This window comes from Pseudomonas sp. SMN11 (genome assembly GCF_052041945.1).
Classification (GTDB): domain Bacteria; phylum Pseudomonadota; class Gammaproteobacteria; order Pseudomonadales; family Pseudomonadaceae; genus Aquipseudomonas.
In genome coordinates, this window is record NZ_JBKGGW010000011.1 from 44,493 (window position 1) to 67,118 (window position 22,626).

21 protein-coding genes and 1 tRNA gene are annotated in these 22,626 nt (G+C 60.9%); 9 read left to right on the plus strand and 13 right to left on the minus strand.

What is annotated here, in order from left to right:
• Positions 1–18: 18 nt before the first annotated feature.
• Positions 19–1,113, plus strand: coding sequence for a multifunctional CCA addition/repair protein (locus ACLEJU_RS12390; protein WP_435422675.1), 1,095 nt, complete (start codon positions 19–21; stop codon positions 1,111–1,113).
• Between the two features lie 49 nt (positions 1,114–1,162).
• On the opposite strand, the gene folK is transcribed toward ACLEJU_RS12390, so the two are convergent.
• Positions 1,163–1,672: a 2-amino-4-hydroxy-6-hydroxymethyldihydropteridine diphosphokinase gene (gene folK, locus ACLEJU_RS12395; RefSeq protein ID WP_435422674.1), complete on the minus strand. Its 510-nt coding sequence runs from the start codon at positions 1,670–1,672 to the stop codon at positions 1,163–1,165.
• Positions 1,663–2,019 (minus strand): dihydroneopterin aldolase, encoded by a 357-nt coding sequence (gene folB, locus ACLEJU_RS12400; protein ID WP_103448718.1) that lies wholly within the window; start codon positions 2,017–2,019, stop codon positions 1,663–1,665. The genes folK and folB overlap by 10 nt, the downstream gene beginning before the upstream one ends.
• A 74-nt stretch (positions 2,020–2,093) precedes the next feature.
• On the opposite strand from folB, the gene plsY reads away from it, so the two are divergent.
• Positions 2,094–2,663 carry a glycerol-3-phosphate 1-O-acyltransferase PlsY gene (gene plsY / locus ACLEJU_RS12405; RefSeq protein WP_054885227.1) on the plus strand — a complete coding sequence of 190 codons (570 nt, stop codon included), beginning with the start codon at positions 2,094–2,096 and terminating at the stop codon, positions 2,661–2,663.
• A gap of 15 nt (positions 2,664–2,678) precedes the next feature.
• On the opposite strand, the gene tsaD is transcribed toward plsY, so the two are convergent.
• Complete coding sequence (gene tsaD, locus ACLEJU_RS12410; RefSeq protein ID WP_435422673.1) at positions 2,679–3,704, minus strand: tRNA (adenosine(37)-N6)-threonylcarbamoyltransferase complex transferase subunit TsaD; 1,026 nt, start codon at positions 3,702–3,704, stop codon at positions 2,679–2,681.
• Between the two features lie 205 nt (positions 3,705–3,909).
• On the opposite strand from tsaD, the gene rpsU reads away from it, so the two are divergent.
• The 7 genes from rpsU to ACLEJU_RS12445 all read left to right on the plus strand — a co-directional run bounded on the left by rpsU (position 3,910) and on the right by ACLEJU_RS12445 (position 14,673).
• Positions 3,910–4,125 carry a 30S ribosomal protein S21 gene (gene rpsU, locus ACLEJU_RS12415; protein WP_003255575.1) on the plus strand — a complete coding sequence of 72 codons (216 nt, stop codon included), beginning with the start codon at positions 3,910–3,912 and terminating at the stop codon, positions 4,123–4,125.
• A gap of 288 nt (positions 4,126–4,413) precedes the next feature.
• Complete coding sequence (gene dnaG / locus ACLEJU_RS12420) at positions 4,414–6,396, plus strand: DNA primase (RefSeq protein ID WP_435422672.1); 1,983 nt, start codon at positions 4,414–4,416, stop codon at positions 6,394–6,396.
• 67 nt (positions 6,397–6,463) lie between these two features.
• A complete protein-coding gene (rpoD, locus tag ACLEJU_RS12425; protein ID WP_110639242.1) occupies positions 6,464–8,314 on the plus strand; it encodes an RNA polymerase sigma factor RpoD in 1,851 nt (616 codons plus the stop codon).
• Between the two features lie 118 nt (positions 8,315–8,432).
• On the plus strand, positions 8,433–12,176 hold the full coding sequence (locus ACLEJU_RS12430) for an EAL domain-containing protein (RefSeq protein ID WP_435422671.1): 3,744 nt from the start codon (positions 8,433–8,435) through the stop codon (positions 12,174–12,176).
• Between the two features lie 16 nt (positions 12,177–12,192).
• Positions 12,193–12,269 (plus strand) — tRNA-Ile (locus ACLEJU_RS12435).
• 266 nt (positions 12,270–12,535) lie between these two features.
• Positions 12,536–13,435 carry an FRG domain-containing protein gene (locus ACLEJU_RS12440; RefSeq protein WP_435422670.1) on the plus strand — a complete coding sequence of 300 codons (900 nt, stop codon included), beginning with the start codon at positions 12,536–12,538 and terminating at the stop codon, positions 13,433–13,435.
• A gap of 68 nt (positions 13,436–13,503) precedes the next feature.
• Entirely contained in the window at positions 13,504–14,673 is a 1,170-nt protein-coding gene (locus tag ACLEJU_RS12445; RefSeq protein ID WP_435422669.1) for a hypothetical protein, read from the plus strand.
• A gap of 96 nt (positions 14,674–14,769) precedes the next feature.
• On the opposite strand, the gene ACLEJU_RS12450 is transcribed toward ACLEJU_RS12445, so the two are convergent.
• From ACLEJU_RS12450 to ACLEJU_RS12495, 10 genes are all read right to left on the minus strand, one after another.
• Complete coding sequence (locus ACLEJU_RS12450) at positions 14,770–15,369, minus strand: tail assembly protein (protein WP_435422668.1); 600 nt, start codon at positions 15,367–15,369, stop codon at positions 14,770–14,772.
• On the minus strand, positions 15,369–15,728 hold the full coding sequence (locus ACLEJU_RS12455) for a hypothetical protein (RefSeq protein ID WP_435422667.1): 360 nt from the start codon (positions 15,726–15,728) through the stop codon (positions 15,369–15,371). The genes ACLEJU_RS12450 and ACLEJU_RS12455 overlap by 1 nt, the downstream gene beginning before the upstream one ends.
• 258 nt (positions 15,729–15,986) lie before the next feature.
• Positions 15,987–16,184 carry a hypothetical protein gene (locus ACLEJU_RS12460; RefSeq protein ID WP_241804165.1) on the minus strand — a complete coding sequence of 66 codons (198 nt, stop codon included), beginning with the start codon at positions 16,182–16,184 and terminating at the stop codon, positions 15,987–15,989.
• A gap of 130 nt (positions 16,185–16,314) precedes the next feature.
• Positions 16,315–17,475 (minus strand): phage major capsid protein, encoded by a 1,161-nt coding sequence (locus tag ACLEJU_RS12465; protein WP_435422666.1) that lies wholly within the window; start codon positions 17,473–17,475, stop codon positions 16,315–16,317.
• 81 nt (positions 17,476–17,556) lie between these two features.
• Positions 17,557–17,787, minus strand: coding sequence for a helix-turn-helix domain-containing protein (locus ACLEJU_RS12470; RefSeq protein ID WP_081874717.1), 231 nt, complete (start codon positions 17,785–17,787; stop codon positions 17,557–17,559).
• A gap of 3 nt (positions 17,788–17,790) precedes the next feature.
• A complete protein-coding gene (locus ACLEJU_RS12475) occupies positions 17,791–19,080 on the minus strand; it encodes a tyrosine-type recombinase/integrase (RefSeq protein ID WP_435422665.1) in 1,290 nt (429 codons plus the stop codon).
• Between the two features lie 250 nt (positions 19,081–19,330).
• A complete protein-coding gene (locus ACLEJU_RS12480; protein ID WP_177010920.1) occupies positions 19,331–19,624 on the minus strand; it encodes a hypothetical protein in 294 nt (97 codons plus the stop codon).
• Positions 19,624–21,153 carry a DUF3631 domain-containing protein gene (locus tag ACLEJU_RS12485; protein ID WP_435422664.1) on the minus strand — a complete coding sequence of 510 codons (1,530 nt, stop codon included), beginning with the start codon at positions 21,151–21,153 and terminating at the stop codon, positions 19,624–19,626. The genes ACLEJU_RS12480 and ACLEJU_RS12485 overlap by 1 nt, the downstream gene beginning before the upstream one ends.
• Positions 21,146–22,177 (minus strand): toprim domain-containing protein, encoded by a 1,032-nt coding sequence (locus tag ACLEJU_RS12490; RefSeq protein ID WP_435422663.1) that lies wholly within the window; start codon positions 22,175–22,177, stop codon positions 21,146–21,148. Before ACLEJU_RS12490 ends, ACLEJU_RS12485 begins: the two co-directional genes overlap by 8 nt.
• A 2-nt stretch (positions 22,178–22,179) precedes the next feature.
• The gene (locus tag ACLEJU_RS12495; protein ID WP_435422662.1) at positions 22,180–22,482 is read right to left on the minus strand and encodes a hypothetical protein; all 303 of its coding nucleotides are present in this window, start codon (positions 22,480–22,482) and stop codon (positions 22,180–22,182) included.
• Positions 22,483–22,626 lie beyond the last annotated feature (144 nt).

A 22,626-nucleotide genomic window follows, 5' to 3' on the forward strand; every position in this document is an offset into this window, starting at 1 on the left:
CAGTAATGGAGGCTGCACATGCACATCTATAAAGTCGGCGGCGCAGTACGCGACCGTCTGCTCGGGCGCCCGGTCAGCGATATCGACTGGCTGGTAGTCGGCGCCACGGTCGAGGAAATGCACGCCAAGGGCTATCGCCCGGTCGGCGCTGATTTCCCGGTCTTCCTGCATCCGAAGACGGGCGAGGAATATGCCCTGGCGCGCACCGAGCGCAAGAGCGGGCGCGGCTATGGCGGGTTCACTTTTCACGCAAGCCCCGACGTAACCCTGGAAGAAGACCTGATCCGCCGAGACCTGACCATCAATGCAATGGCCGAGGATGAACAGGGTGCGGTCTACGATCCCTACCACGGCCAGGCCGACCTTGAGCAACGTGTTCTGCGCCACGTTTCACCCGCGTTCGCCGAAGATCCTCTGCGCGTATTGCGCGTAGCCCGCTTTGCCGCGCGCTATGCCCCACTGGGTTTTCAGGTCGCCGATGAAACACTGGCACTGATGCGCCAGATCGCCGAATCCGGCGAGCTGCAGGCGCTGACAGCCGAACGTAGCTGGAAGGAGATCGAGCGGGCGCTGATGGAAAGCCAGCCGCAGGTGTTCATCCAGGTGCTGGGCGCATGTGGTGCTCTTAAGGAGATGATGCCGGAACTGGAAAACAGCGGGGATACGCTGGCAGCTCTGCACCGGGCGGCAGAGCACCAACAGCCGCTGGCTGTGCGCTGGGCGTGTTTGCTGCGAGGGCTGGAGCCAGTGGCGATCAAGGCGCTCAACCAGCGTTTCAAGGCCCCGCGTGAATGCCAGGAACTGGCCCTGCTGGTGGGCGAATTTGCCATGCGCGCCGACGAAGCGTTGCAGCTAACGCCTGCAGATTTGCTGGAAATGTTGCAGAAATTCGACGTTTATCGGCGGCCGCAGCGTTTCGAGGATTTCATTGCCGCGTGCGAAATGGCCACCTGTGAAGGTTATCCACAGGGCGATTATCTGCGTGGAGCGGCGGCAGCGGCCCGGTCGGTGGACGTGAAGCCACTGGTGGCGGCAGGGTTGACCGGGCAAAACCTGGGCGAGGCCCTCAAAGGTGAGCGACTGAAAGCGCTCGAGGCTTACAAGCCGGGCTGACCACACCGGCCCCTTTCGCGGCTTTAGCCGCGAAAGGGCCTTTACAGGATCACGCCTGAGTCAGCTGCAAACCGCGCCACTCGAAGGCAACAGGCGCCAATACCTGGTCGATCTGCGCCTCCTGCCACAACTGCGCCATGCTTTTCCCGACCCCGGGATGCACCAGCTCCGGTGCCAGCAGCGACAACGGCCACAGCACGAAGGCATTCTTCAGGATCTCTGCCCGAGGCAGTACCAGGCCATCGAATGTGCCATGCAATTCGTCATACATGAGCACATCGATATCCAGTGGCAGTCCCTTGCGATCCGGCGCATAGCGACCGTTGTCCGCCTCGATGAACTTGAGCCGGCGATCCAGCTCGATCAGTGGCAAATCGGTCTTGCCGGTGACCACGAAGTTGATGAACGGCCCGCTCTTGATCCCCACCGCCTGGCTCTCGAACGCCGGGGAACATTGCATGTCGCTGAGAATGGCCGCCAACGCGTCGAGCCCCGCACACAGGTGCTGGTGGCGATCGATGTTGCTGCCGAGGCCCAGATAAACCGTGCTCAGAGACATCCGCGCTCGATCTCCACGCCAACACCGCCACGGGCAGCGGGAACGGCACCCGGCTTGGTCAGCTTCAAGCGAACCCAGGGAATGTGAAATTCTTCCATCAGTGCCGCCACCAAGCGCTCGGCAAATGTTTCAACCAGTTCAAAGCGTGCCTGCTCGGCAAAGGCCTGGACCCGAGCCGAAACACTGGCGTAGTCGAGCGCCAGGTTCAGGTCGTCACCGGCCGCTGCCGGACGGTTGTCCCAGGCAAAACTCAGGTCCAGGCGCAGGCACTGGCGAATATCCCGTTCCCAGTCATAGGCACCGATGACGGTATCGACTTCCAGGCCTTCGATGAACACTCTGTCCAAGCACTTCTCTCCACAGCACGACAAGGGCGACTGGCGCCGTTAGAATCAGGGCGTCCTCGCCCGGAATAGTTAGCATGTTTTGGTTATTGGCGCTGCTCGCCTACCTGCTCGGCTCGCTGTCCTTCGCCATCGTCCTCAGCCGCCTTTCGGGCAGCCCGGACCCGCGTTCCAGCGGTTCGGGCAATGCCGGCGCCACCAACATGCTACGCCTGGCGGGCCGTAAACTGGCGATCCTGACCCTGCTTGGCGACCTGTGCAAGGGCCTGCTGCCGGTTTTGCTCGCCCGCGCTGCCGGCCTTGGCCTGCAGGAGCAGGCCTGGGTCGGTGTCTGCGCAGTGCTCGGTCACCTGTTCCCGCTGTACTTCCGCTTTCGCGGCGGCAAAGGCGTCGCCACCGCCGCCGGCATGCTCATGGGCCTGTATTTCCCGGCCGCATTGCTGGCAATCGGCGCCTGGCTGCTGACCTTCTACCTCACCCGCACCAGCTCGCTGGCAGCGCTTGTCGCGACCCCGCTGACCCTGCCACTGCTGGCTTGGCGCGAGCCGGAGGCGCTGCTGCCGATCGCCGTGCTCACGGTGATGATCGTCTGGCGCCACCGCAACAATCTGCGCGATTTGTTTGCCGGGCGCGAAAGGCATTTCTGATCCGCCCGCAAGCCTTCACACCGGCGGCAACTGCTCCATCGGCCAGCGAGCCTGCACGCTGATCGCCAGGTCCTGCTGCTGCCCGGCCAACAGGCGCTGGCAACCGGCATAGGCGATCATCGCGCCGTTGTCGGTGCAGAACTGCGGACGCGCGTAATACACATTGCCCTTGAGACCGGCCAGCATGTCTTCCAGCGAGGCGCGCAACGCCTTGTTGGCACTCACGCCACCGGCGATGACCAAGCGTTTGAGGCCGGTCTGCTTGAGGGCGCGCTTGCACTTGATGGTCAGAGTCTCCACCACCGCCTGCTGGAATGCCAGGGACACGTCGCAACGGGTTTGCTCGTTGTCGTCGCCAGCATTCTTGCATTGCTGCCAGGTGTTCAGGGCGAAGGTCTTGAGGCCGCTGAAGCTGAACTCGAGGCCCGGCCGATCGGTCATCGGCCGCGGGAAGACGAAGCGCCCAGGCACCCCCTTTTCGGCCAGGCGCGCGATTTCCGGGCCACCTGGGTAGTTGAGGCCGATCAGCTTGGCGGTCTTGTCGAACGCTTCGCCAGCAGCATCGTCGAGGCTCTCGCCCAGCAGCTCGTAGTGACCGATGCCATCCACCCGCACCAGCTGGGTATGGCCGCCGGAAACCAACAATGCGACGAACGGAAACTCGGGCGGGTTTTCCTCCAGCATCGGTGCCAGCAGGTGGCCTTCCATGTGGTGCACGCCGATCGCCGGGATATCCCAAGCAAAAGCCAGCGCTTGGGCGCACGAGGCGCCGACCAGCAGCGCACCGACCAGGCCAGGACCCGCGGTGTAGGCGATGGCGTCGATCTCGGTGGCAACGCAGCCGGCCTCCTCCAGCACCTGGCGGATGAGCGGCAGCATGCGCTTGACGTGGTCACGCGAGGCGAGCTCGGGCACCACACCACCGAACACGCGGTGCAGGTCGATCTGGCTGAACAGCGCGTCGGCTAACAAACCGCGCTCACTGTCGTATAATGCGACGCCGGTTTCGTCGCAGGATGTTTCCAATCCCAGTACTAGCATGGGCTCGTCCCTTGTGGGGGCTGAATTCGAAGCCGCGCATGATAGTCCCCGTGCCGGGTGCCGACCAGCGGTTTTCGATCAGAGGCTTTGCATTCCGGCGTTCTAAGGGTTAACATCCGCAACCCTTGAAAACCGACGTTCTCCAGCACACCTTTTGTTTTGCCAGGAGCACGTCTACCCCGGTAATGAATTAAGGTAGCTCTGGATGCCAGCCGTCAAAGTTAAAGAGAACGAACCCTTCGACGTAGCTCTGCGTCGTTTCAAGCGCTCCTGCGAAAAAGCCGGTGTACTGGCTGAAGTTCGTAGCCGCGAGTTTTACGAGAAGCCGACCGCCGAGCGTAAGCGCAAAGCAGCTGCTGCTGTTAAGCGTCACGCCAAGAAAGTTCAGCGCGAACAGCGCCGCGCCGTTCGTCTGTACTAATACAGACGTTCTGCGATAGAGCTTCTGCCCTGCCCGGCTCACCGCCGGGCCGATGGCAGCGGCTTGTTTCAAACCTTGAGCAGCTAGCCCAAGGCGCCCGTCGCAACCTGCAGTGGGCAAATGCATCAAAGCGTCAGATCTGGCTTCGGCCAGGCGTGCACGTCCTGACTGACGGGCCCTTGCGGCTACCGACGAGCACACACTCCCTCGCACTTCCCCTACTCAGCATTCGCCCCTCTGCGGCGCGTTAGCGATTAGACTTGCCAGTTGCCAGATGACGAGACTGCCATGGCCGGGCTGATTCCCCAAAGCTTCATCGACGACCTGATCAACCGCCTCGATATTGTCGATGTGGTGAGTTCGCGCGTTCAGCTGAAAAAGACCGGTAAGAACTACTCCGCCTGCTGCCCGTTCCACAAGGAAAAGACCCCTTCCTTCACGGTCAGCCCCGACAAGCAGTTCTACTACTGTTTCGGCTGCGGCGCCGGCGGTAACGCCCTCGGCTTCGTCATGGACCACGACAACCTGGACTTCCCCCAGGCCGTCGAGGAACTGGCCCGCGCGGCCGGCATGGAAGTGCCCAGGGAACAAGGCCGTCGCGACAACAAGCCGCGCCAGCCGACCGATTCGCCGTTGTACCCATTGCTGGATGCTGCCTCGGAGTTCTACCGCCAGGCCCTGCGCAGCCATCCGACCCGCAAGGCGGCGGTGGACTACCTCAAGGGCCGCGGCCTGTCGGGCGAAATCGCCCGCGACTTCGGCCTGGGCTTCGCACCGCCCGGCTGGGACAACCTGCTTAAGCACCTGGGCGCCGACACCCTGCAACAAAAGGTGATGATCGACGCCGGCCTGCTGATCGAGAACGCCGAAAGCGGCAAGCGCTACGACCGCTTCCGCGACCGGGTGATGTTCCCGATCCGCGACAGCCGCGGGCGCATCATCGCGTTTGGCGGCCGGGTACTGGGCGACGACAAGCCCAAGTACCTCAACTCCCCGGAAACCCCTGTATTCCACAAGGGCCAGGAACTCTACGGGCTGTACGAGGCACGCAAGCACAACCGCAACCTCGACGAGATCATCGTCGTCGAGGGCTACATGGACGTGATAGCCCTGGCCCAGCAGGGCCTGCGCAATGCCGTGGCCACCCTCGGTACCGCCACCAGCGAAGAGCACCTCAAGCGCCTGTTCCGCGTGGTGCCCAGCGTGCTGTTCTGCTTCGATGGCGACCAGGCCGGGCGCAAGGCCGCCTGGCGCGCACTGGAATCGACCCTCTCGGCACTGCAGGACGGCCGCCGTGCGCGGTTCCTGTTCCTGCCCGAAGGCGAAGACCCGGACAGCCTGGTGCGCGCCGAAGGCACCGATGCCTTCAAGGCGCGGATCAACCAGCACGCGCAGCCACTGGCCGACTATTTCTTCGAGCAACTGAGCAACGAAGCCGACCCGCGCTCGCTGGAAGGCAAGGCACACATGGCGACCCTGGCCGCACCGTTGATCGAAAAGATCCCCGGCGCCAACCTGCGTCAGCTGATGCGCAACCGCCTGAAGGAAATCACCGGCCTGGACCCACAGCAGGTCGAGCAACTGTCGCAACAGGCTCCGGCGGCCAGCAGTGTGCCGGACTACGACCCTGGCTATGACTACGATGCCATGGCCAGCTTCACCCCCGACTACGGCGACATGCCACAGCACGACTACGCTCCCGTTCATCAGGAACAGGAGTGGAAGCCGAACAAGAGCGGAGGCAAAAAGCAGTGGAGCGACAAGCCCTGGGACAAGAACCGCAAGGGCGGCAAGCCATGGCAGCAGCGCGATGAAGCGCCGCCGCGGGTGCCGGCACCGGTCGAACCACCGACCCTGGCTGCCCTGCGCACCTTGCTGCACCACCCGCTGCTGGCCGGCAAGGTCGAGGATGCCAGCCACTTCGCCGACGAAGAACACTTGTACAGCCAGCTGCTGGTGGCCTTGATCGAAGCTGCGCAGAAGAATCCTGGGCTAAGCTCAATGCAGCTGATCGCACGTTGGCACGGCACTGAACAAGGCCGCTTGCTGCGGGCCCTGGCCGAAAAGGAATGGTTGATCGTGGCTGACAACCTTGAACAACAGTTTTTCGACACTATAACTAGCTTGTCCGCCCGCCAACGCGAGCGCAGCCTGGAACAACTGCTCAGGAAATCACGTCAAAGCGAATTGACCAGCGAGGAAAAATCACAGCTCCTCGCCCTGCTGAGCCGGAATGTTCCCGCACAAACGCCGACCTCATCTGGCGCGTGAGGCCCATGCTCGGGTATAATCCTCGGCTTGTTTTTTGCCCGCCAAGACCTTCAGTGGATAGGGTGTTATGTCCGGAAAAGCGCAACAGCAGTCTCGTATCAAAGAGTTGATCACCCGCGGTCGTGAGCAGGGCTACCTGACTTACGCGGAGGTCAACGACCACCTGCCTGAGGATATTTCAGATCCGGAACAGGTGGAAGACATCATCCGCATGATCAACGACATGGGGATCAACGTATTCGAGAGTGCTCCGGATGCGGATGCCCTTCTGTTGGCGGAAGCCGACACCGACGAAGCCGCGGCCGAAGAAGCCGCTGCTGCGTTGGCGGCAGTTGAGACCGATATCGGCCGCACGACCGACCCGGTGCGCATGTACATGCGCGAAATGGGTACCGTCGAGCTGCTGACCCGCGAAGGCGAGATCGAAATCGCCAAGCGGATCGAGGAAGGCATCCGTGAAGTCATGGGCGCCATCGCCCACTTCCCGGGTACTGTCGACTACATCCTCGGCGAATACGACCGCGTCACCGCCGAAGGCGGCCGCCTGTCCGACGTTCTCAGCGGTTACATCGACCCTGATGACAACATTGCCGCGCCGACCGACGAAGTGCCAGTACCTGGCGCCAAGGCCCCTGCGGCCAAGGAAGAGTCGGACGACGAAGACGAAGAAAGTGAAGGCGGTGACGACGAGGAAGAGACCGAAAGCGGTCCTGATCCGGTCGTCGCAGCCCAGCGCTTCGGCGCCGTTGCCGATCAGCTTCAGGCCACCAACAAGGTCCTGAAGAAGGGTGGCCGCAACGTCAAGGAAAGCATCGAGGCCCTCCAGGCCCTGGCTGACCTGTTCATGCCGATCAAGCTGGTGCCGAAGCAGTTCGACGTCCTCGTCGAGCGTGTGCGCGATGCCCTGAACCGCCTGCGTCAGCAAGAGCGTGCGATCATGCAGCTGTGCGTGCGTGACGCCCGCATGCCGCGTGCCGACTTCCTGCGCCTGTTCCCGAGCAACGAAACCGACCAGACCTGGTCCGGTGACCTGGCCAAGCGCAGCACCAAGTGGGCTGCTGCCCTGGGTGAAAAGGACGCCGCCATCGTTGCCTGCCAGCAGAAGCTGATCGACCTTGAGACCGAGACCGGCCTGACCGTCGCCGAAATCAAGGAAATCAACCGTCGCATGTCCATCGGTGAGGCGAAAGCCCGCCGCGCCAAGAAAGAAATGGTCGAGGCGAACCTGCGTCTGGTGATCTCCATCGCCAAGAAGTACACCAACCGTGGCCTGCAGTTCCTCGACCTGATCCAGGAAGGCAACATCGGCTTGATGAAGGCGGTGGACAAGTTCGAATACCGTCGCGGCTACAAATTCTCGACGTACGCTACCTGGTGGATCCGCCAGGCGATCACCCGCTCGATCGCCGACCAGGCGCGCACCATCCGTATTCCGGTGCACATGATCGAGACGATCAACAAGCTCAACCGTATTTCCCGCCAGATGCTGCAGGAAATGGGTCGTGAACCGACCCCGGAAGAGCTCGGTGAGCGCATGGAAATGCCTGAGGACAAGATCCGCAAGGTATTGAAGATCGCCAAAGAACCGATCTCCATGGAAACCCCGATCGGTGACGACGAAGATTCGCACCTGGGCGACTTCATCGAGGACTCGACCATGCAGTCCCCGATCGACGTGGCCACGGTCGAAAGCCTCAAGGAAGCGACCCGTGACGTGCTCTCGGGCCTGACAGCACGCGAAGCCAAGGTGCTGCGCATGCGCTTCGGTATCGACATGAACACCGACCACACCCTCGAAGAGGTGGGCAAGCAGTTCGACGTGACGCGTGAGCGGATCCGTCAGATCGAAGCGAAGGCGTTGCGCAAATTGCGCCACCCGACTCGCAGCGAGCACCTGCGCTCCTTCCTCGACGAGTGATGACAAACCCCGGCCCAGGCCGGGGTTTTTCTTATCCGACAAATAGTTGTGATCGGCCTCTCGGCTGGCTGAATGCCCGTCTACACTCGACTTCAGACCAACTGAATGCGAGGCCGCTATGCTGCCGATGCCGGCCATTCTGTTGTTGCTCCTGATGCTGTGGAACACAACGGCCGGCGCCCTGACCCTGACTGACGAGGAAAAAACCTGGCTCGCTGCCCACCCGCAGCTGAGACTGGGCGTCGACGCCTCCTGGCCACCATTCGAATTTCGTGACCAAGAGGGCCGGTACCAGGGATTGGCCGCCGATTACATCGCCTTGCTCCAGGATCGCCTGGGGGTAACACTGAAACCGGTCGAGCCGAGCAGCTGGACCGAAGTGCTGCAACAGGCACGCGAAGGCCGTATCGACCTGCTGCCCGGCATCATGTCGACCCCGGAACGCCAAGGCTACCTGGCATTCACCCGCCCCTACCTCGATTTCCCCATCGTCATCCTGGCCCATGAAGGTGGCCCGCAACCGCGCACGCTCAAGGACTTGTACGGGCTGAAGGTCGCCGTGGTGGAAAACTACGCGCCCCATGAACTGCTACGCACCCATCACCCGGACCTCAACCTGGTGGCAATGCCCAATGTCAGCTCGACCCTGCAGGCACTGGCCACCGACGCGGTGGACGCCGTGGTCGGCGACCTCGCCTCGAGCATCTGGAGCTTGCGCCAGCTCAAGCTCGAAGGGCTGTACGTGAGCGGCGAAACGCCCTACCGCTATCAACTGGCAATGGCCGCGCCCCGTGACCATCAGGTACTGATCGGCATCCTCGACAAAGTGATGGCCGACATGTCCAGCGATGAAGTCAGCCACATCCAGCAGCGCTGGGTTGGCAACGTGGTCGACCAGCGCAGCTTCTGGCGTGACACGCTGCTCTATGGCCTGCCCGCCGTCCTGCTGCTGATCGCCATTCTCGCCGTGGTCATCCGCATCAATCGCCGGCTCAGTTCGGAAATCTCCCGGCGCATTGCCCTGGAGCAGGAGCTGCGCAGCAGCGAATACCACTACCGCGGCCTGATCGAGAGCCTGTCGGCAATCGCCTGGGAAGCCGACGCCAACGACTTCACCTACAGCTATGTTTCGCCCCATGCCGAAGACTTGCTGGGCTACCCCTTGCACGACTGGCTCAAGCCCGGGTTCTGGCGCAGCATCCTGCACCCCGACGACGCGCTCTGGGCCCAGGCCTTCTGCGAGAGTGAAACCGCTGCCGGGCGTGATCACAGCCTCGATTACCGCGTAATGCGCGCTGACGGCCAACCGCTTTGGGTACGCAACATCGTCAGCATGATCGAACACGGCCACCGGCCCGTGATGCGCGGCCTGATGATCGACATCAGCGAGACCAAACGCACCGAAGACGCCCTGCGCCTGTCGGAGCAGAAGTTCGCCTCGGTGTTCGAGCAGTGCCCGGACATTCTGCTGATCGCACGCCACAGCGATGGCGTGCTGCTCGAGGTCAATGAAGCCTTCGAAGAGCAGATTGGCCTGACGCCGGGCGAAGTGATTGGCCGCACCGCCACCGAGCTCAACCTGTGGGGCATCGAAGGCATGGGGCCGAGGCTGCTCGAACGCCTGCACCAAGGCGGCATCCGCAACATCGAAATGACCTTCCGCCGCAGCAACGGCCAGTTGTTCACTGGCCTGACCTCAGCCGAAACGTTCGAGCTTGACGGCACCCTGGCGCTGGTCGTGGCGGTTCGCGACATCAGCCAGCTCAAGGAAACCCAGCAACAGTTGCAGACTTCCGAGGAAAAGTTCGCCAAGGCCTTCCACGCCTCACCTGACGGCCTACTGCTGTCGCGCCAGAGCGATGGCCTGCTGCTGGAGGTCAACGAGGGTTTCTGCCGCCTGACCGGTTACGAATTCAACCCGCCTATCGATCAAACTTCATTCGACCTGGGGATCTGGGTCGACCTCAACGAACGCAAGCGCTTGATCGACCAGCTTGGCCGCGATGGTTTCGTACGTGACTTCAGTTGCCATCTGCGCCGCAGCGACGGGCAGATTCGCCTCTGTGAGCTGTCGGCTCGGCCACTGCCGATCAGTGGTGTCGACTGCATGCTGACCATCGCCCGCGACATCACCGAACGCCACCTGATGCAGGAGAAACTGCAACTGGCTGCCACCGTGTTTGAAAATACCGCTGAAGGCGTGCTGATTACCGACATCGACCAGCGCATCAGCGCAGTCAACCGTGCCTTCAGCGAGATCACCGGCTACAGCGAGATCGAAGCACTCGGCCAGACCCCGCGCCTGCTCGCCTCCGGTCAGCATGACAGCGCTTTCTACGCTGCCATGTGGCACCAGCTCACGGCTGAAGGTCACTGGCAGGGCGAGATCTACAACAAGCGCAAGAATGGCGAACTGTATCCCGGCTGGCTGACCATCAGCGCCGTACGCAACAGCGAGCGGGAGGTCACCCATTTCGTCGCCGTGTTCGCCGACATTTCCAGCCTCAAGCATGCCCAAGCCAAACTCGATTACCAGGCCCACCACGACCCGCTGACCGGCCTGCCCAACCGCGCTCTTTTCGAAAACCGGCTGCAGGCCGTGCTGACCTGCTCGCAGGTCTCCAACCGCCAGGGCGCGGTGCTGTTCCTCGACCTGGACCGTTTCAAACACATCAACGACAGCCTCGGCCACCCGGTCGGCGACCTGCTGCTCAAGGGCATCGCCCAACGCCTCAAGGAGCAGGTGCGCGACGTCGACACCGTGGCCCGCCTGGGTGGCGACGAGTTCATCATCCTGCTGCCCGGCCTGCACAAGCCCAGCGATGCTCATGCCATCGCCAACAAGCTGCTGGCCTGCTTCGTCGCCCCTTTCCAGGCCGGCGAGCACGAGTTCTTCACCAGCGCCAGCATTGGCATCAGCCTCTACCCGCAGGATGGCACCGATGTTGCCACACTGATCCGCAACGCCGACGCCGCCATGTACCGCTCCAAGGCCAAAGGCCGCAACCGCGTGGAAGCCTATACCCGTGACCTGACCGTGCAGGCCAGCGAACGCATCGCCATGGAGCACGAGCTGCGCCGCGCCATCGAGCGTAACGAGATGAGCCTGAGCTTCCAGCCCAAGCTGAGCCTCAAGACCCAGACCCTGGTCGGGGCCGAAGCGCTGATTCGCTGGAGCCACCCGACATTCGGCGAGGTGCCGCCCGAGCACTTCATTCACCTGGCCGAAGAGAACGGCACCATCCTCCAGCTGGGCGACTGGGTGCTGGAACAGGCTTGCCAGCAGATGCACCGCTGGAAGAAGGCTTACCAGGCCTTTGGGCCACTTTCGATCAACCTGGCGGGCGCGCAGCTACGCCACCCCAACCTCGCCAAGCGCATCGAGCATCTGTTGAAGGTCTACCAGCTGAAAGCGGGCGACCTGCAGCTGGAAATCACCGAGAACTTCATCATGAGCCAGGCCGAGGAGGCCTTGGCCGTATTGCACCAGCTCAAGAAGCTGGGCGTGCAGCTGGCGATCGATGACTTCGGCACCGGCTACTCGTCGCTGAGCTACCTCAAGCGCCTGCCACTGGACATCCTCAAGATCGACAAGTCGTTCATCCGCGGCCTGCCGGATGACCCGCACGACGCCGCCATCGCCCGCGCCATCATTGCACTGGGGCGCAGCATGCAATTGACGATCATCGCCGAGGGCGTGGAGAACCAGGCGCAGCAACGCTTCCTTGCTGCCGAGGGCTGCGAGCAGATCCAGGGCTACATCGTCAGCCTGCCATTGCCGCCGGATGAATTCGCAGCGACGTTTCTTCGTATAGCACTGTCTGATCTTTCGGATGGCACGCTTTCAAAACCCTCGTTATAATCCGGGCACTTACTGAGGGCCTATAGCTCAGTTGGTTAGAGCAGAGGACTCATAATCCTTTGGTCCACGGTTCGAGTCCGTGTGGGCCCACCAGAAAAATCAAAGGCTTGCAGCGATCTGCAGGCCTTTTTTCTTTTTAGCTATTCAAATTTTCCCCGTTCGTTCCCCGTTTTTGTGGTTTCTGATTGAAGTCACAGCACCTCTGCAGAGGAGGCGTGGTTTAGAAAACCCGCCGAACGCGCTGATAAATCGGAAGCCTCAACCGACAGCACGCGTGCGCTTCCAGCCATGAGTGTTACGTGGATACAAACGAATCCCCGCCATACATCCTAGCGGGGCTTTTTTGAGCCGGAGGTGACATGCCAAGGAAGCATCTCGCGTTTGTTGAGCGTCATTACGAAACTGCAGACGAGTTGTGGCTCGCTGTCTCACCCACATCAAAGCTAGACACTGGTCCAGAGGACCTGATCTATCGCGGCCAGTCTGATGCGCGCTGGCCGCTAGTGCCATCGATCTTGAGGCCTCGCCAGCATCCTCCAATCTTCTCCAAGCCCGGGCTGGTAGATGCGACTGAGATGGTTTTTTACGAAATCATGATGCTCAACGAGTATGCCCGCCACTGCGATGCTATTGGGATAGCAGTACCTAATGACTCTCCGGGTTTCAGGAGAGATGTAATCGAAGCCCAAACCGCAGACCGTTATTTCAAGAATCCCTCGCTTTGGCCTAATCCTGAAGTACTTGACTTGATGGCGATGGCTCAACATCACGGGGTACCCACCAGGTTGTTGGACTGGACAACCAAGCCTTTCACCTCGCTTTATTTTGCAGCCAGCTCAGCTCTTGCCAGCAATGACACATGGATCCCGGGGCAACGCCTAGCTATTTGGGCAATCAATCGAGCTAAACTTGGGCTACACCCAAAAATAAAGCTTCACACGTCACCTGGCGTCATTAGCAAGCACTTGGCGGCCCAGGGAGGGCTTTTTACCGTACACCCTCACTCGGGATCACGACGCAGCGTGTTTGAGGTGCATGGTCTCGAAAGCTACTTCGAAGACCTCCCGCCTTCCCTGTTTAAGTTAACCCTGCCCGTATTCGAAGCTGGTCGACTTCTAACCTTGTGCTGTCGAGCTGGCTTCAGTGGTGCTGAGATATATCCCACCCCCGATGGTGCTGGGAAAGCAGTGATCGATGGACTTAATATTGAAGGCGCCAGATATCGCTGGAACACTAATGAGATTCACGTTCGAATCTAGTGTTGCATTCCGACTAGACGAATTCCACACCCTAAATATTCCATAGCCCAACCAATGGTGCCATTGCCATGACTCAGAGAGAAGCTCTTCCCACATGCGTTCAAGGCAGTCCAGCACCAATGTTTGCAGGTGATGGGCCAGTGGATCTGAAATGTCGATGCGGCCAAGTTCTCGTTAGCGGCTACCGCCCTCGTCAGCTTTCAGGAATCGCTCTAGAGTGCTTTCAGTGCGGCGCCACTACACTCAGCGAATTTTGGCCCTCCGGCGAACCGCTGCCCCGCACCATCGTTACGCTCGGTAGAACTGGACGCTACCGACTAGCTGGCACTGTTGACATTCGTGGAAAGGCCGGCTTCACGACCGATCAGGAAATCGAGAGGATAGGGCTAGAGACCTCTCCGCGCCCTCACTCAGAAGTTCCCTTAGAGCTATCCCATGAAGCTCTTCATGCTTTTGAGAATGATATTGACTCCATAGCAAATGGCGCGCTAAAAAAGAGCATGGAATCCACCACCCGAGCATTTAAGGGTGGCAATAAGCGTTTCCTCAATTCGCCGCTCGCATGGGCCCTCTGCCACCTGCATCGCTGTATCGACAAAGGTGAATTCGACTTGGATGACGAAGATAGCAGAGTCGCAATATCGTACATCCAGATATCCAAACACCTGATAAGCCGATGGCAGCATCATCCTCTATTTCATACAATGTCTAAAGCATTAGTCCTGGAATTCCCACATTGCATAACACAACTACTAGCGGCCACATATCTGACAGAGCACGGTAATCCAATAGGATTCAATGATCACGTTAAGTTTGATGGGCAGTCCCCTGACCTATTTCTAAATGCCAACATTTTCGAGACTATTTCCATTGAAGTAAAGGCCCCACAAGACCTCCAATGGCCTAATGCAGTTCCAAGTGTGGCTAGCCTCGAAAAGATAATTTGCAAGCAAATTCAAAAAGCCAGCTCACAAATTACCGGGGCACTTGGAGGCGTGGTAGTGATAGGAGCATCTTGGGCGAAGCCTGAGGGGGAGGAAAATTTTGCCAAGGCCCTTTCAAATCTAAACGAACGGAAGAAAATCTCAACAAAGGTGGCTGGAGTTGTCGCGGTTTGCATTAGAATTATGGGTGATTACTATTGGTCGCCTATGCAGCCTATGAGAACTTCTATATCAAGCAACATATTTACCCAAATTAATTTGCGCTTCGCCGGGGAACAGTTTTTGAAGGGGTGAATTCGGTAAGTTAAAACTAATATGAGAGTGTCCTCAGATTTGAGGACACTCCTACATACCCGGGATTCGGAGTATGTAAAGTGATCCAGGCTCACTTTAGGCCTTGTCCTGCGCCTCGATCGATGCCGAGATGATGGCTCCACCCCAGCGGCGATGGCCGATGCAGATCGGTACCGGTAGACCGCTAGCTGTAGTGTTTTTGGCACTGCCGAAGGCGTAGCTCGCCAGGTTCTCGGGCGAGCCGCTATGGCTTAGCCCGCTGGCTTGTGGGCTGAGCATCTGCAAAACCCCTCCCGCCACATTGGCAATGCCGGCTCCCATCAGGCCAGCAGCAAGGCCGCCTGAGGCGAACGAAGCGGCGACGATCAGCGCTACGCCGAGAACCGTCTGCAGTAGACCGCCCCGCTTGCTGCCGTGAATGACTGGGACAAACCAGAGCTCCCGGGCGCCGCCTCGATCGAGGTCACCTTCACCAATGTTCTTGCCGTTCTTGAAGACGGCGAAGCGCAGGCCACGACCCTCTGCTTCAGCCAGGTCGCGGGCGAAGCCAGGATAGTTAGCATCCAGCGCTTTGGCGGCCTCTTTTGCGTCCCCGCGCTCCAGCAGGAAATGATGGTGCTTGCCGTATTTCTTGCCCAAGAAGCCACCCAGGCGGATCTTGGTCTTTGGTGAGTAATCAATCGCGGTCGCAGCCATCACACGGCCTCCTGTGGCATAGCCAGGTGCACGCCCAGGCGACGAGCAAGCATCTCGCGACACTGCAAGGCTTCCAAGCGAATAGCGGCCTCTCGGGCTGGGTCAGGGTTCCAGTGGGGCGCATAGCTCGACATGGAAGCGCGAGCGCCGCGCAGGGTGCCACGCAACAAATCAGCGGATATGCGTGCCTCCTCCTCGGTAAAGAACACGCCATCGAGCTTGACCCTTTGGCCGGCCTGTACATGCTCGACTTCCCACAACAGGTAACAGGGGCCGCCTTTGTCCAGGGTGAAGGTGGCCACGTCGCAGGCTCGGGCGAAACGCTCTTGAAAGGTAGGTGGATCTGGTTGGATGATCACTGCAGGTAGCCTCCAGGTGTTAACTCGTGGGTGTTAAAGCGTTAACTTTTCGAGGTTAAAGGTGTTAACTCGGTTAACACTCAATGAGAGGCTGAACTGACCTCTACGCCGCTATGTACGTGGCTTTCAGCCTCATGCATGTTCGGCATGGTGTTAACGTCGGATTAACATTTTTTGTTAAAGGGGGAAAAAATCTGTACGTGGGGTCGATAGCGGTCTAGGTCTGCGGACCCTCCAAACTTTCGACCCGCCCCCCCCTCAGTAGGTCGGCGCGGTGTACGGCGGCGCCGACCGGATCTGCTCCAGCGCTTCTGCTGCGCTCAGGCCGCTGGCCAACAGTCGATCGATCTCTTTGCTCAACCGCTCACGCTCCTCCATCTGGCGCAACAAGGCGCGGCTGTGGGCGATCTGGTTAAGGGCTCGTTGAACTGGCTTGGGTAGATGGGTATGGCTCATGGTCTTCTCCGTTGTGAATGAAAAGGCCCGCGAGTGCGGGCCAGTGCCGGATCACCCCAGAAAGGAAAGAAGGGCTCCGACTGCTGCGGTTAGGGGCTACGTGGCACTCACAGCTAACCCACGCTTGCGCTTACGGAGTCGGCGCACCGGTCAGCGTCACCAGGCGGGTGGCCGTAGGAGCGAACACCGCCAGGCCGGCGCGCAGCTCGGCCAGAATGGTCACCAGGTTGCGGCGGAAGTTGTCACCGTCGTGGCGGCTGGCCTCGACAGTTACCTGCTGGCGGTCCAACAGCGCGGCGGTGGTGGTGTCGAGGATCAGCGCTTTGCCCTGCGGCATGCCATTGGTGACGACAACTGGTGTACCCCACAGGCTGGGCGGCGCGGGATCGCGTGGCGTGCCGATCACATACTGGCCATCACCATCCTCGGCTCGCTCGCTCTCGATTGCGAACCAGTCACGCGGGTTCATCACGATAACGTTCGGATTCCAGCCTTCGGCCTTGAGGTCAGTGAGCGCGGCGCCGATGCGGTCAACTGGCTGGCCGGTGGTGATCTCTGCGTCGGTGGCCTGGGCGTTGAAGCCGAGGATCTCGCCATCGCCGCCAGCGCCGGTAATCAGTTCAGCCTCCAGCTTCTGACGCACACCCACGCCCAGCAGCAGATCCACTTGGCCACTGAGCTGATCGTTGTCCTGCAGCACCTGCAGGCTTGCTGGAATCCAGGTGGCGATGGTGGCGATCTCAGCGCGCACGGGTTTACCCGCTACTTCACCCTCGGCCTTCTCGTCGCCTTCTTTCTTCTGGTAGGCCGCACCGTTCAGGTAACCATCGAGACGTACGAATTCGTAGGTGGCGCTGGTCACAGGGATGACTGGCAGAACGTCGAGCAAGGTGAGGCGCGGCTGGGGAATGCCACGGATGCCAGCACCGTCACGCTGTGGTGCGGTTGGATAGCTAGTGGAATCGGCACCGCCCTTGTTCGGGTTGGTGATCGCCGCGCGGATGCCCACCTCGCAATTGATTTGGCCGGTGGATTTCTGGCGGCCATTGCGCATTTCGCCCACGCCATCTGCTTCAAGAACGCTAGCGGTGACGACGTTGCGATCAGTGACGCCACCAGGGGCCGCGCTGCCGTGGCGACCAGAAGCGAGCTTCTGCTCAGTTTCGAGCAAACGGGCGCTGAGCTCGGCCTGTTTGGTGTTGAAGCCGTCTTTGAACTCGGTGATCTGCGCACCGATCTTGGTGATGGCTTGATTCAGCTGGGTCATGTCCTGCTGATAGGGATCTGGCATGGGGTTCTCCGGGGTGTGTAAACGATGCCGTCTACCCTATGCGCGCACGCACACCCCGGTCAGCGGTTAACTTCGACGTCCTCAGTCGGTATCCGTCGCAAAGCGCACTATGTCGGCTATTTTGTAGAACCGCCGATTGCCACGGCGCACGAATGGCAGCGGTGACCGACCCTCGGCAGCCAGGCGGCGGAGGTAGCTGGGGGCATAGCCCAGCAGGTCTGCCGTGGCTGGCTCGGGCACCAGGCCACCAATCAGCGGCGTGATGCCGGCCTGGGCTAGCCGCTCGGTAACGTCCTGTTCAACGTCCACCATGATTTACATGCTCCTCTGTGATGCATCCTGAATTTCGCCAGAGGCCGCGTGGTCTGTGGCCTGTGTCAGATTCTGTGAAAATTCGTATCTCGGGTATGTCTCGCCTGTGAGTGAGCTCAACCCGAGCCCGTCTAAATGGTCATGCCAGCGTTCCAGTGCTTGGCGCTTGAGGGCTTCGGCGGTGGTGTGGATGTAGGTGGCGTCCATGTTGCGCAGGGCGTGGTTCACCAGCATCTCGCCCACCAGGTAATCCACGCCCAGGTCCATCCAGCAGGTGCGGGCGACCTTGCGCACGTCGTGGCTGGTCCACTGGCGGTCGCTCAGCTCGGCAAACACCTGGCTTGCTGCCGTGGCACCGAGTGGCCCGCGCCGGCTGGCCGGGAACAGGTAGACCCCTTGGTAGCCTTGGGCGGTCTGCTGGCCCTTATAGCGGCTCAGCAGTGCACAGGCCTGGCGGGTCAGCGGCAGGGTGTGGTTCTGCTTGGTCTTGGTGTCGTCAGCGGGGATGAACCACTGGCCGGCCTGCAGATCGACGTTGCGCCACAGCGCGCTGCGCGTCTCGCCCAGACGGGTGCCGTGGCACAGCATCATCAGCGCCAGCAGGGCGTCACCGGGCCGCGCCTCGCTCCAGCCTGCCAGCTTGGCCAGCAGATCGGGCAAGTCTCGCTCCCGCAGCCGTGACGACTTCGGTTTGATCCGTACCCCGACGAAATCCCCGAAGCGCAGCGAGCCCATGGGGTTCTGCTCGATCATTCCCAGCCGGTGTGCCTTGCGCATGGCCACTGCCAGCACGTTGAACACCAGGCGCACGAACGACAGTGCATAACGCTCTTGCAGTGGCCACATCAGCCGCTGATCGAGCGTGGCCTTGCTCACCTCGGCCAGCAGTAGGTCATGCAGCCGCGGCGTCAGGTGGCAGGTGATGGCCGACTTTGCCCCGGCTTTGCGCTTGGCCGACAGGTTGCGGTCACGCAGCATGCGATCCAGGTACCAGTCCAGCAACTCACCGGTACGGCTCCAGGTGCTGGTCAGCGAGGTGGCCTCGGCGTCGGCGGCACGGCGCCCGAGGATGGCCGGCAGCGCGGTCAGCATGGCCTTGGTGGTCAAGCTTGGGAAGTCGCCGGCCTTGCCCCACTTGCCCCTGACGACAACGTGCCAGGCCCCCCGGGTGCGGTCGACGGTGGAATAGCGGAATCGCAGCTCGGGATAGCGCGGGTCACGCAACTGGCGCACCGGCTGGCCCGCCTGCTTGCGTATCTCGGCGTCACTGAGGGTGATGTGTTTGGTAGTCATGCTTGCTCCTCAAACTGAGGGTGCGGTTTCACCGAACCAGGCCAGATGATCCGAATCAGACCAAATGAGCCGATTCGGATCAGGGCGCCACTGTGTAGAAAGCAACACACCGTGGCGTTTCCTACACAGTGGCGGACGTGGTCAGGCGATCCGGTACGGTGGGAAAATCCCGTGTTTTGCCAAAGCGGGAATTCCCGCCCACCTCGTCGAGCGCTCGCCGATTGCTCGTCTAGGTGTTCACTGAACCTCGTCACGGTCCTACCTCCGCACCTGGCCAGCGCACACGAACGTCGGCCAGCGCTTCGTCGCGGGTGATCGGCTCACTGATCATCGTGAACGGTCGGCACCCAGGCACCAGCACCGTCCAATTGCAGCGGCGCTCTAGGCCGTCATTCGCTGCCAGTTCCGCCAGCAGCGCCAGCCGGTGTGCTTTCACGTACCTACGAATGTCGTCGGTTATCAGCGCCTTGGGGCCGATGATCACGCGCATACCGCGCTTGCGGACTGAAAGGCCCTGATCCCGGAGATAGTCGATGGCAGCCATCACACCTCCTCCTCTTCCGGCCCAGCGGCGTCCTCCACACCCAGCGGGAGGGGTGTTTCATTCGCGACAACGCGACACCCTGCATAGTCCGTGGCTTGCAGCTTTTTTTCATCCGCGACGCGGGGAAAGCCTGTCGCGGGGGAAAAATCGCTAGAAGCCGCATGGCCATTGGGTTGTCGCGCTGTCGCACATGCAACTGCGGATTCGGCGGAAAGGTATCTGGTGAAGGCTTCCGAAAAATCGGCTCGGTCGTACCCTTTCTTGTTGATGGCGCCGATCCGAATGTCCTTCGACTTGATGCCGAACTCGCCCAATTTCGTGGAGAGCTGACGCGCCGTCATCGGCTTGCCACGGTTCCAGGTAGGCCACGGTGCCTCGTCATCCGCCATCAGATGTTCCAGCAGGCCGGCGCTGAACATCTTGTTCGCCTGCTTGCTGTCGAGGATGGTTTTGATATCGTTCAGCAGTTCCACGCCCACGCTCGGGCTATCGTCCTCGATCTCATGTAGTGAGCGCGCCGCCTGGCGAGCGACGGCAGGCCATTCCCCGCCTGCTGCTTCCGCGATCGCCAGCAAAGGCTCCCAGCAGTCGTTAGCGCGGTCGTTCAGCCCGTTGATTGTGGCCGGCCTGGCCTTGCCAATTTGTTCGGCGTGGTCCTGGGCGAAGCGCATCATTCGTGACCGCAGGTTGATCCACAGGTCGGGGTCGGAGTGACGCAATACCTCCGTGGCCTCACCAGGCAGCTTGCGCCGGAGTCGCAGAGGGATGCTCCTATCTGCCAAGGTGTCGGCAATCTTGCCGATACCACAGAGCGCCTTAGCGCCCCACACCCTGAAAGGCGTGGGCATGTGATCATCACCCACACAGCGAATCACTACGGCACTGTCACGAGTGAACCCTGCGTTGAGGATGCCTCGGGCTTCCTCATTGTCACGCAAAAAGGCGTCCACCTCGTCAATCAGCAGCGTGGGTGACCAGAGCTCGATAGAGCGAAACAGCGCAGCGGGCGCGATGTTCGATACTTGCAGCTTGCGGTTCACCAGATTCCCTAGTGCAGTGAGCATGATCGACTTGCCGCACCGCTTCTCCGGGGCCGTGATGTTAGCGATCGGGGCGACCTGTACAGAGTCGATCAACCAGGTGAAGGTCGCCCATAACGCCGCTGCCTGGATCGTGGCTGCGTCGGCAATCACATAGCGCCTGATGGCGCCTGCAATGTCGTCCAGAAGCTCCGCGCCACCGACAGGGCTTGGCCAAGACTCGACCTCGGGAAAGATGCCACCGCCGGCGGAAGCCTTCTCTTCGTCGTCCTGAGCCGTGAGACGGTCGAAGTCGACCATGGACAGAACCTTGGTGTCCTTCACCTGCTGCCGGATTCTCGCCCAAGTGGCTGGCTCCTTGGCACGGACCCGCTTCAGCTCCATGAGAATGATGGGCTCGTAGAGCGCGCCAGCATCGGAGCCTAGGCGCTTGATGGCTTCTTGAACTGGGCTCTTGCTCATCAGCGTGATGACCTTCCCGTCACTCATGGCCCGCACTCCAGACATGCAGGTCGTTGAAGTCGCTCAGCGCCAGCGGGGCATCCTCTGGCCACTCCGGGAAGCTGACTTCGGCACCTGCCGCCAACGCGGCAGCCATGGCCGCCGTGCGTCCTGGATTACCCTGCGTCTGGCGGTCGTCGTCTCCGGCGATCACCAGCTGCGCATCGGGGTACTTCGCCTTCATGGCGAGGGCGACAGGCTTGAGGTTTCCGGCATTCATAGCAGCCGCCACGGCGCAGCCGGTCAGGGCGTAGATAGTGCACGCCGTTGCCCAGCCCTCGGCCAAATAGAGGCGAGCCCCAGGCGCGGGCCTCCCGATCGGGCAGTACGCACCTTTGACCCGGCCGCCAGGAAAGAAACGCTTATCCCCTCTGGCATTGATGCGCTGAAGGTTGACCATCACGCCTTCGGCATACAGAGGAACCAGCAGGTCCTGGCCACGCTGACGGATGCCCCGTGGAGCAACTTGCTTGCGCATCAGGTAGGGGTGGCGAACGTCTGCAGTGAATGCCTCGCTCCACATCGTGATGGCTCGCCCGGCAGCCGCACGCTGGCGGGCCTGGGCTTGCTGTGCTGCTCGCTCTGCCTTCGCAGACGCCTCCTGCGCAGCCTTCTCCAGCCACTGTTGGAGTTGCGCTGACGGCATGCCTGGGCGCCCTTCAAGAATCGGAATGTCGAGGCAGAGGCGCCGGGCGATCCAAGCGGCAGCATCGCTCTGGCTCATGTGCAAAGCCAGAGCCGTTAGGCTGACCAAATCGCTGCCTCGATCGCCGCTGGCGAAGTCGCTCCAGCAGCCATCTTTGAGGTTTACGGAAAAGCTGCCCGCATTGCGGTCTGCTCGCGCAGGGTTTTTAGCCCACCACTCATCACCTCGCCGCCAGCCTTCAGGAAGAAGCTCAGCAACCAACAAATGCGCTCTCGCTTGAGCGAACGCGGCCACTTGGCGGATAGCTTCTACTTTCTTTGGGCAAGCCGATCCCGTCGGCGCAAATGCACCGTTTTGGATTTTCATGATCATGCCCTCGGGAGTTTGGCTTGCAGGTGGTACTCGGCAGCTGCTTGTGTATCGACTAAGTTGCTGATGAGCGTACCCATGCTTTCAAGCATCCAACCGACGCTAGTCACGGCCTGATCGCTCAGGCCGCTTTCACCGTTCGAAGCAGTGCATGCAAGCAAATTACCAATGCCAGATATCCCGTGCGCTAGCGTGCAGGCGTACTCTTTCGTTGAGTCGGCAGTCTTCCGAAGATCATCGATCGACATTTCCTTGATCGCTTCGTGCTTGGGAAGCAGGCCATTCCAATTGCCAAGGCTCATTGGGCACCCCCTTGGGCTTCAAGGGCGCGAGCCTGATCCATGTGGTGGTTGTAGCGCTTCAAGCGGACGGAGAGGGACGAGCTGGCGCGAAGGGCGCTGAGGGCCATCTTGCGGTGGGCAAGGGCGCGGAATCTGGACGGAATG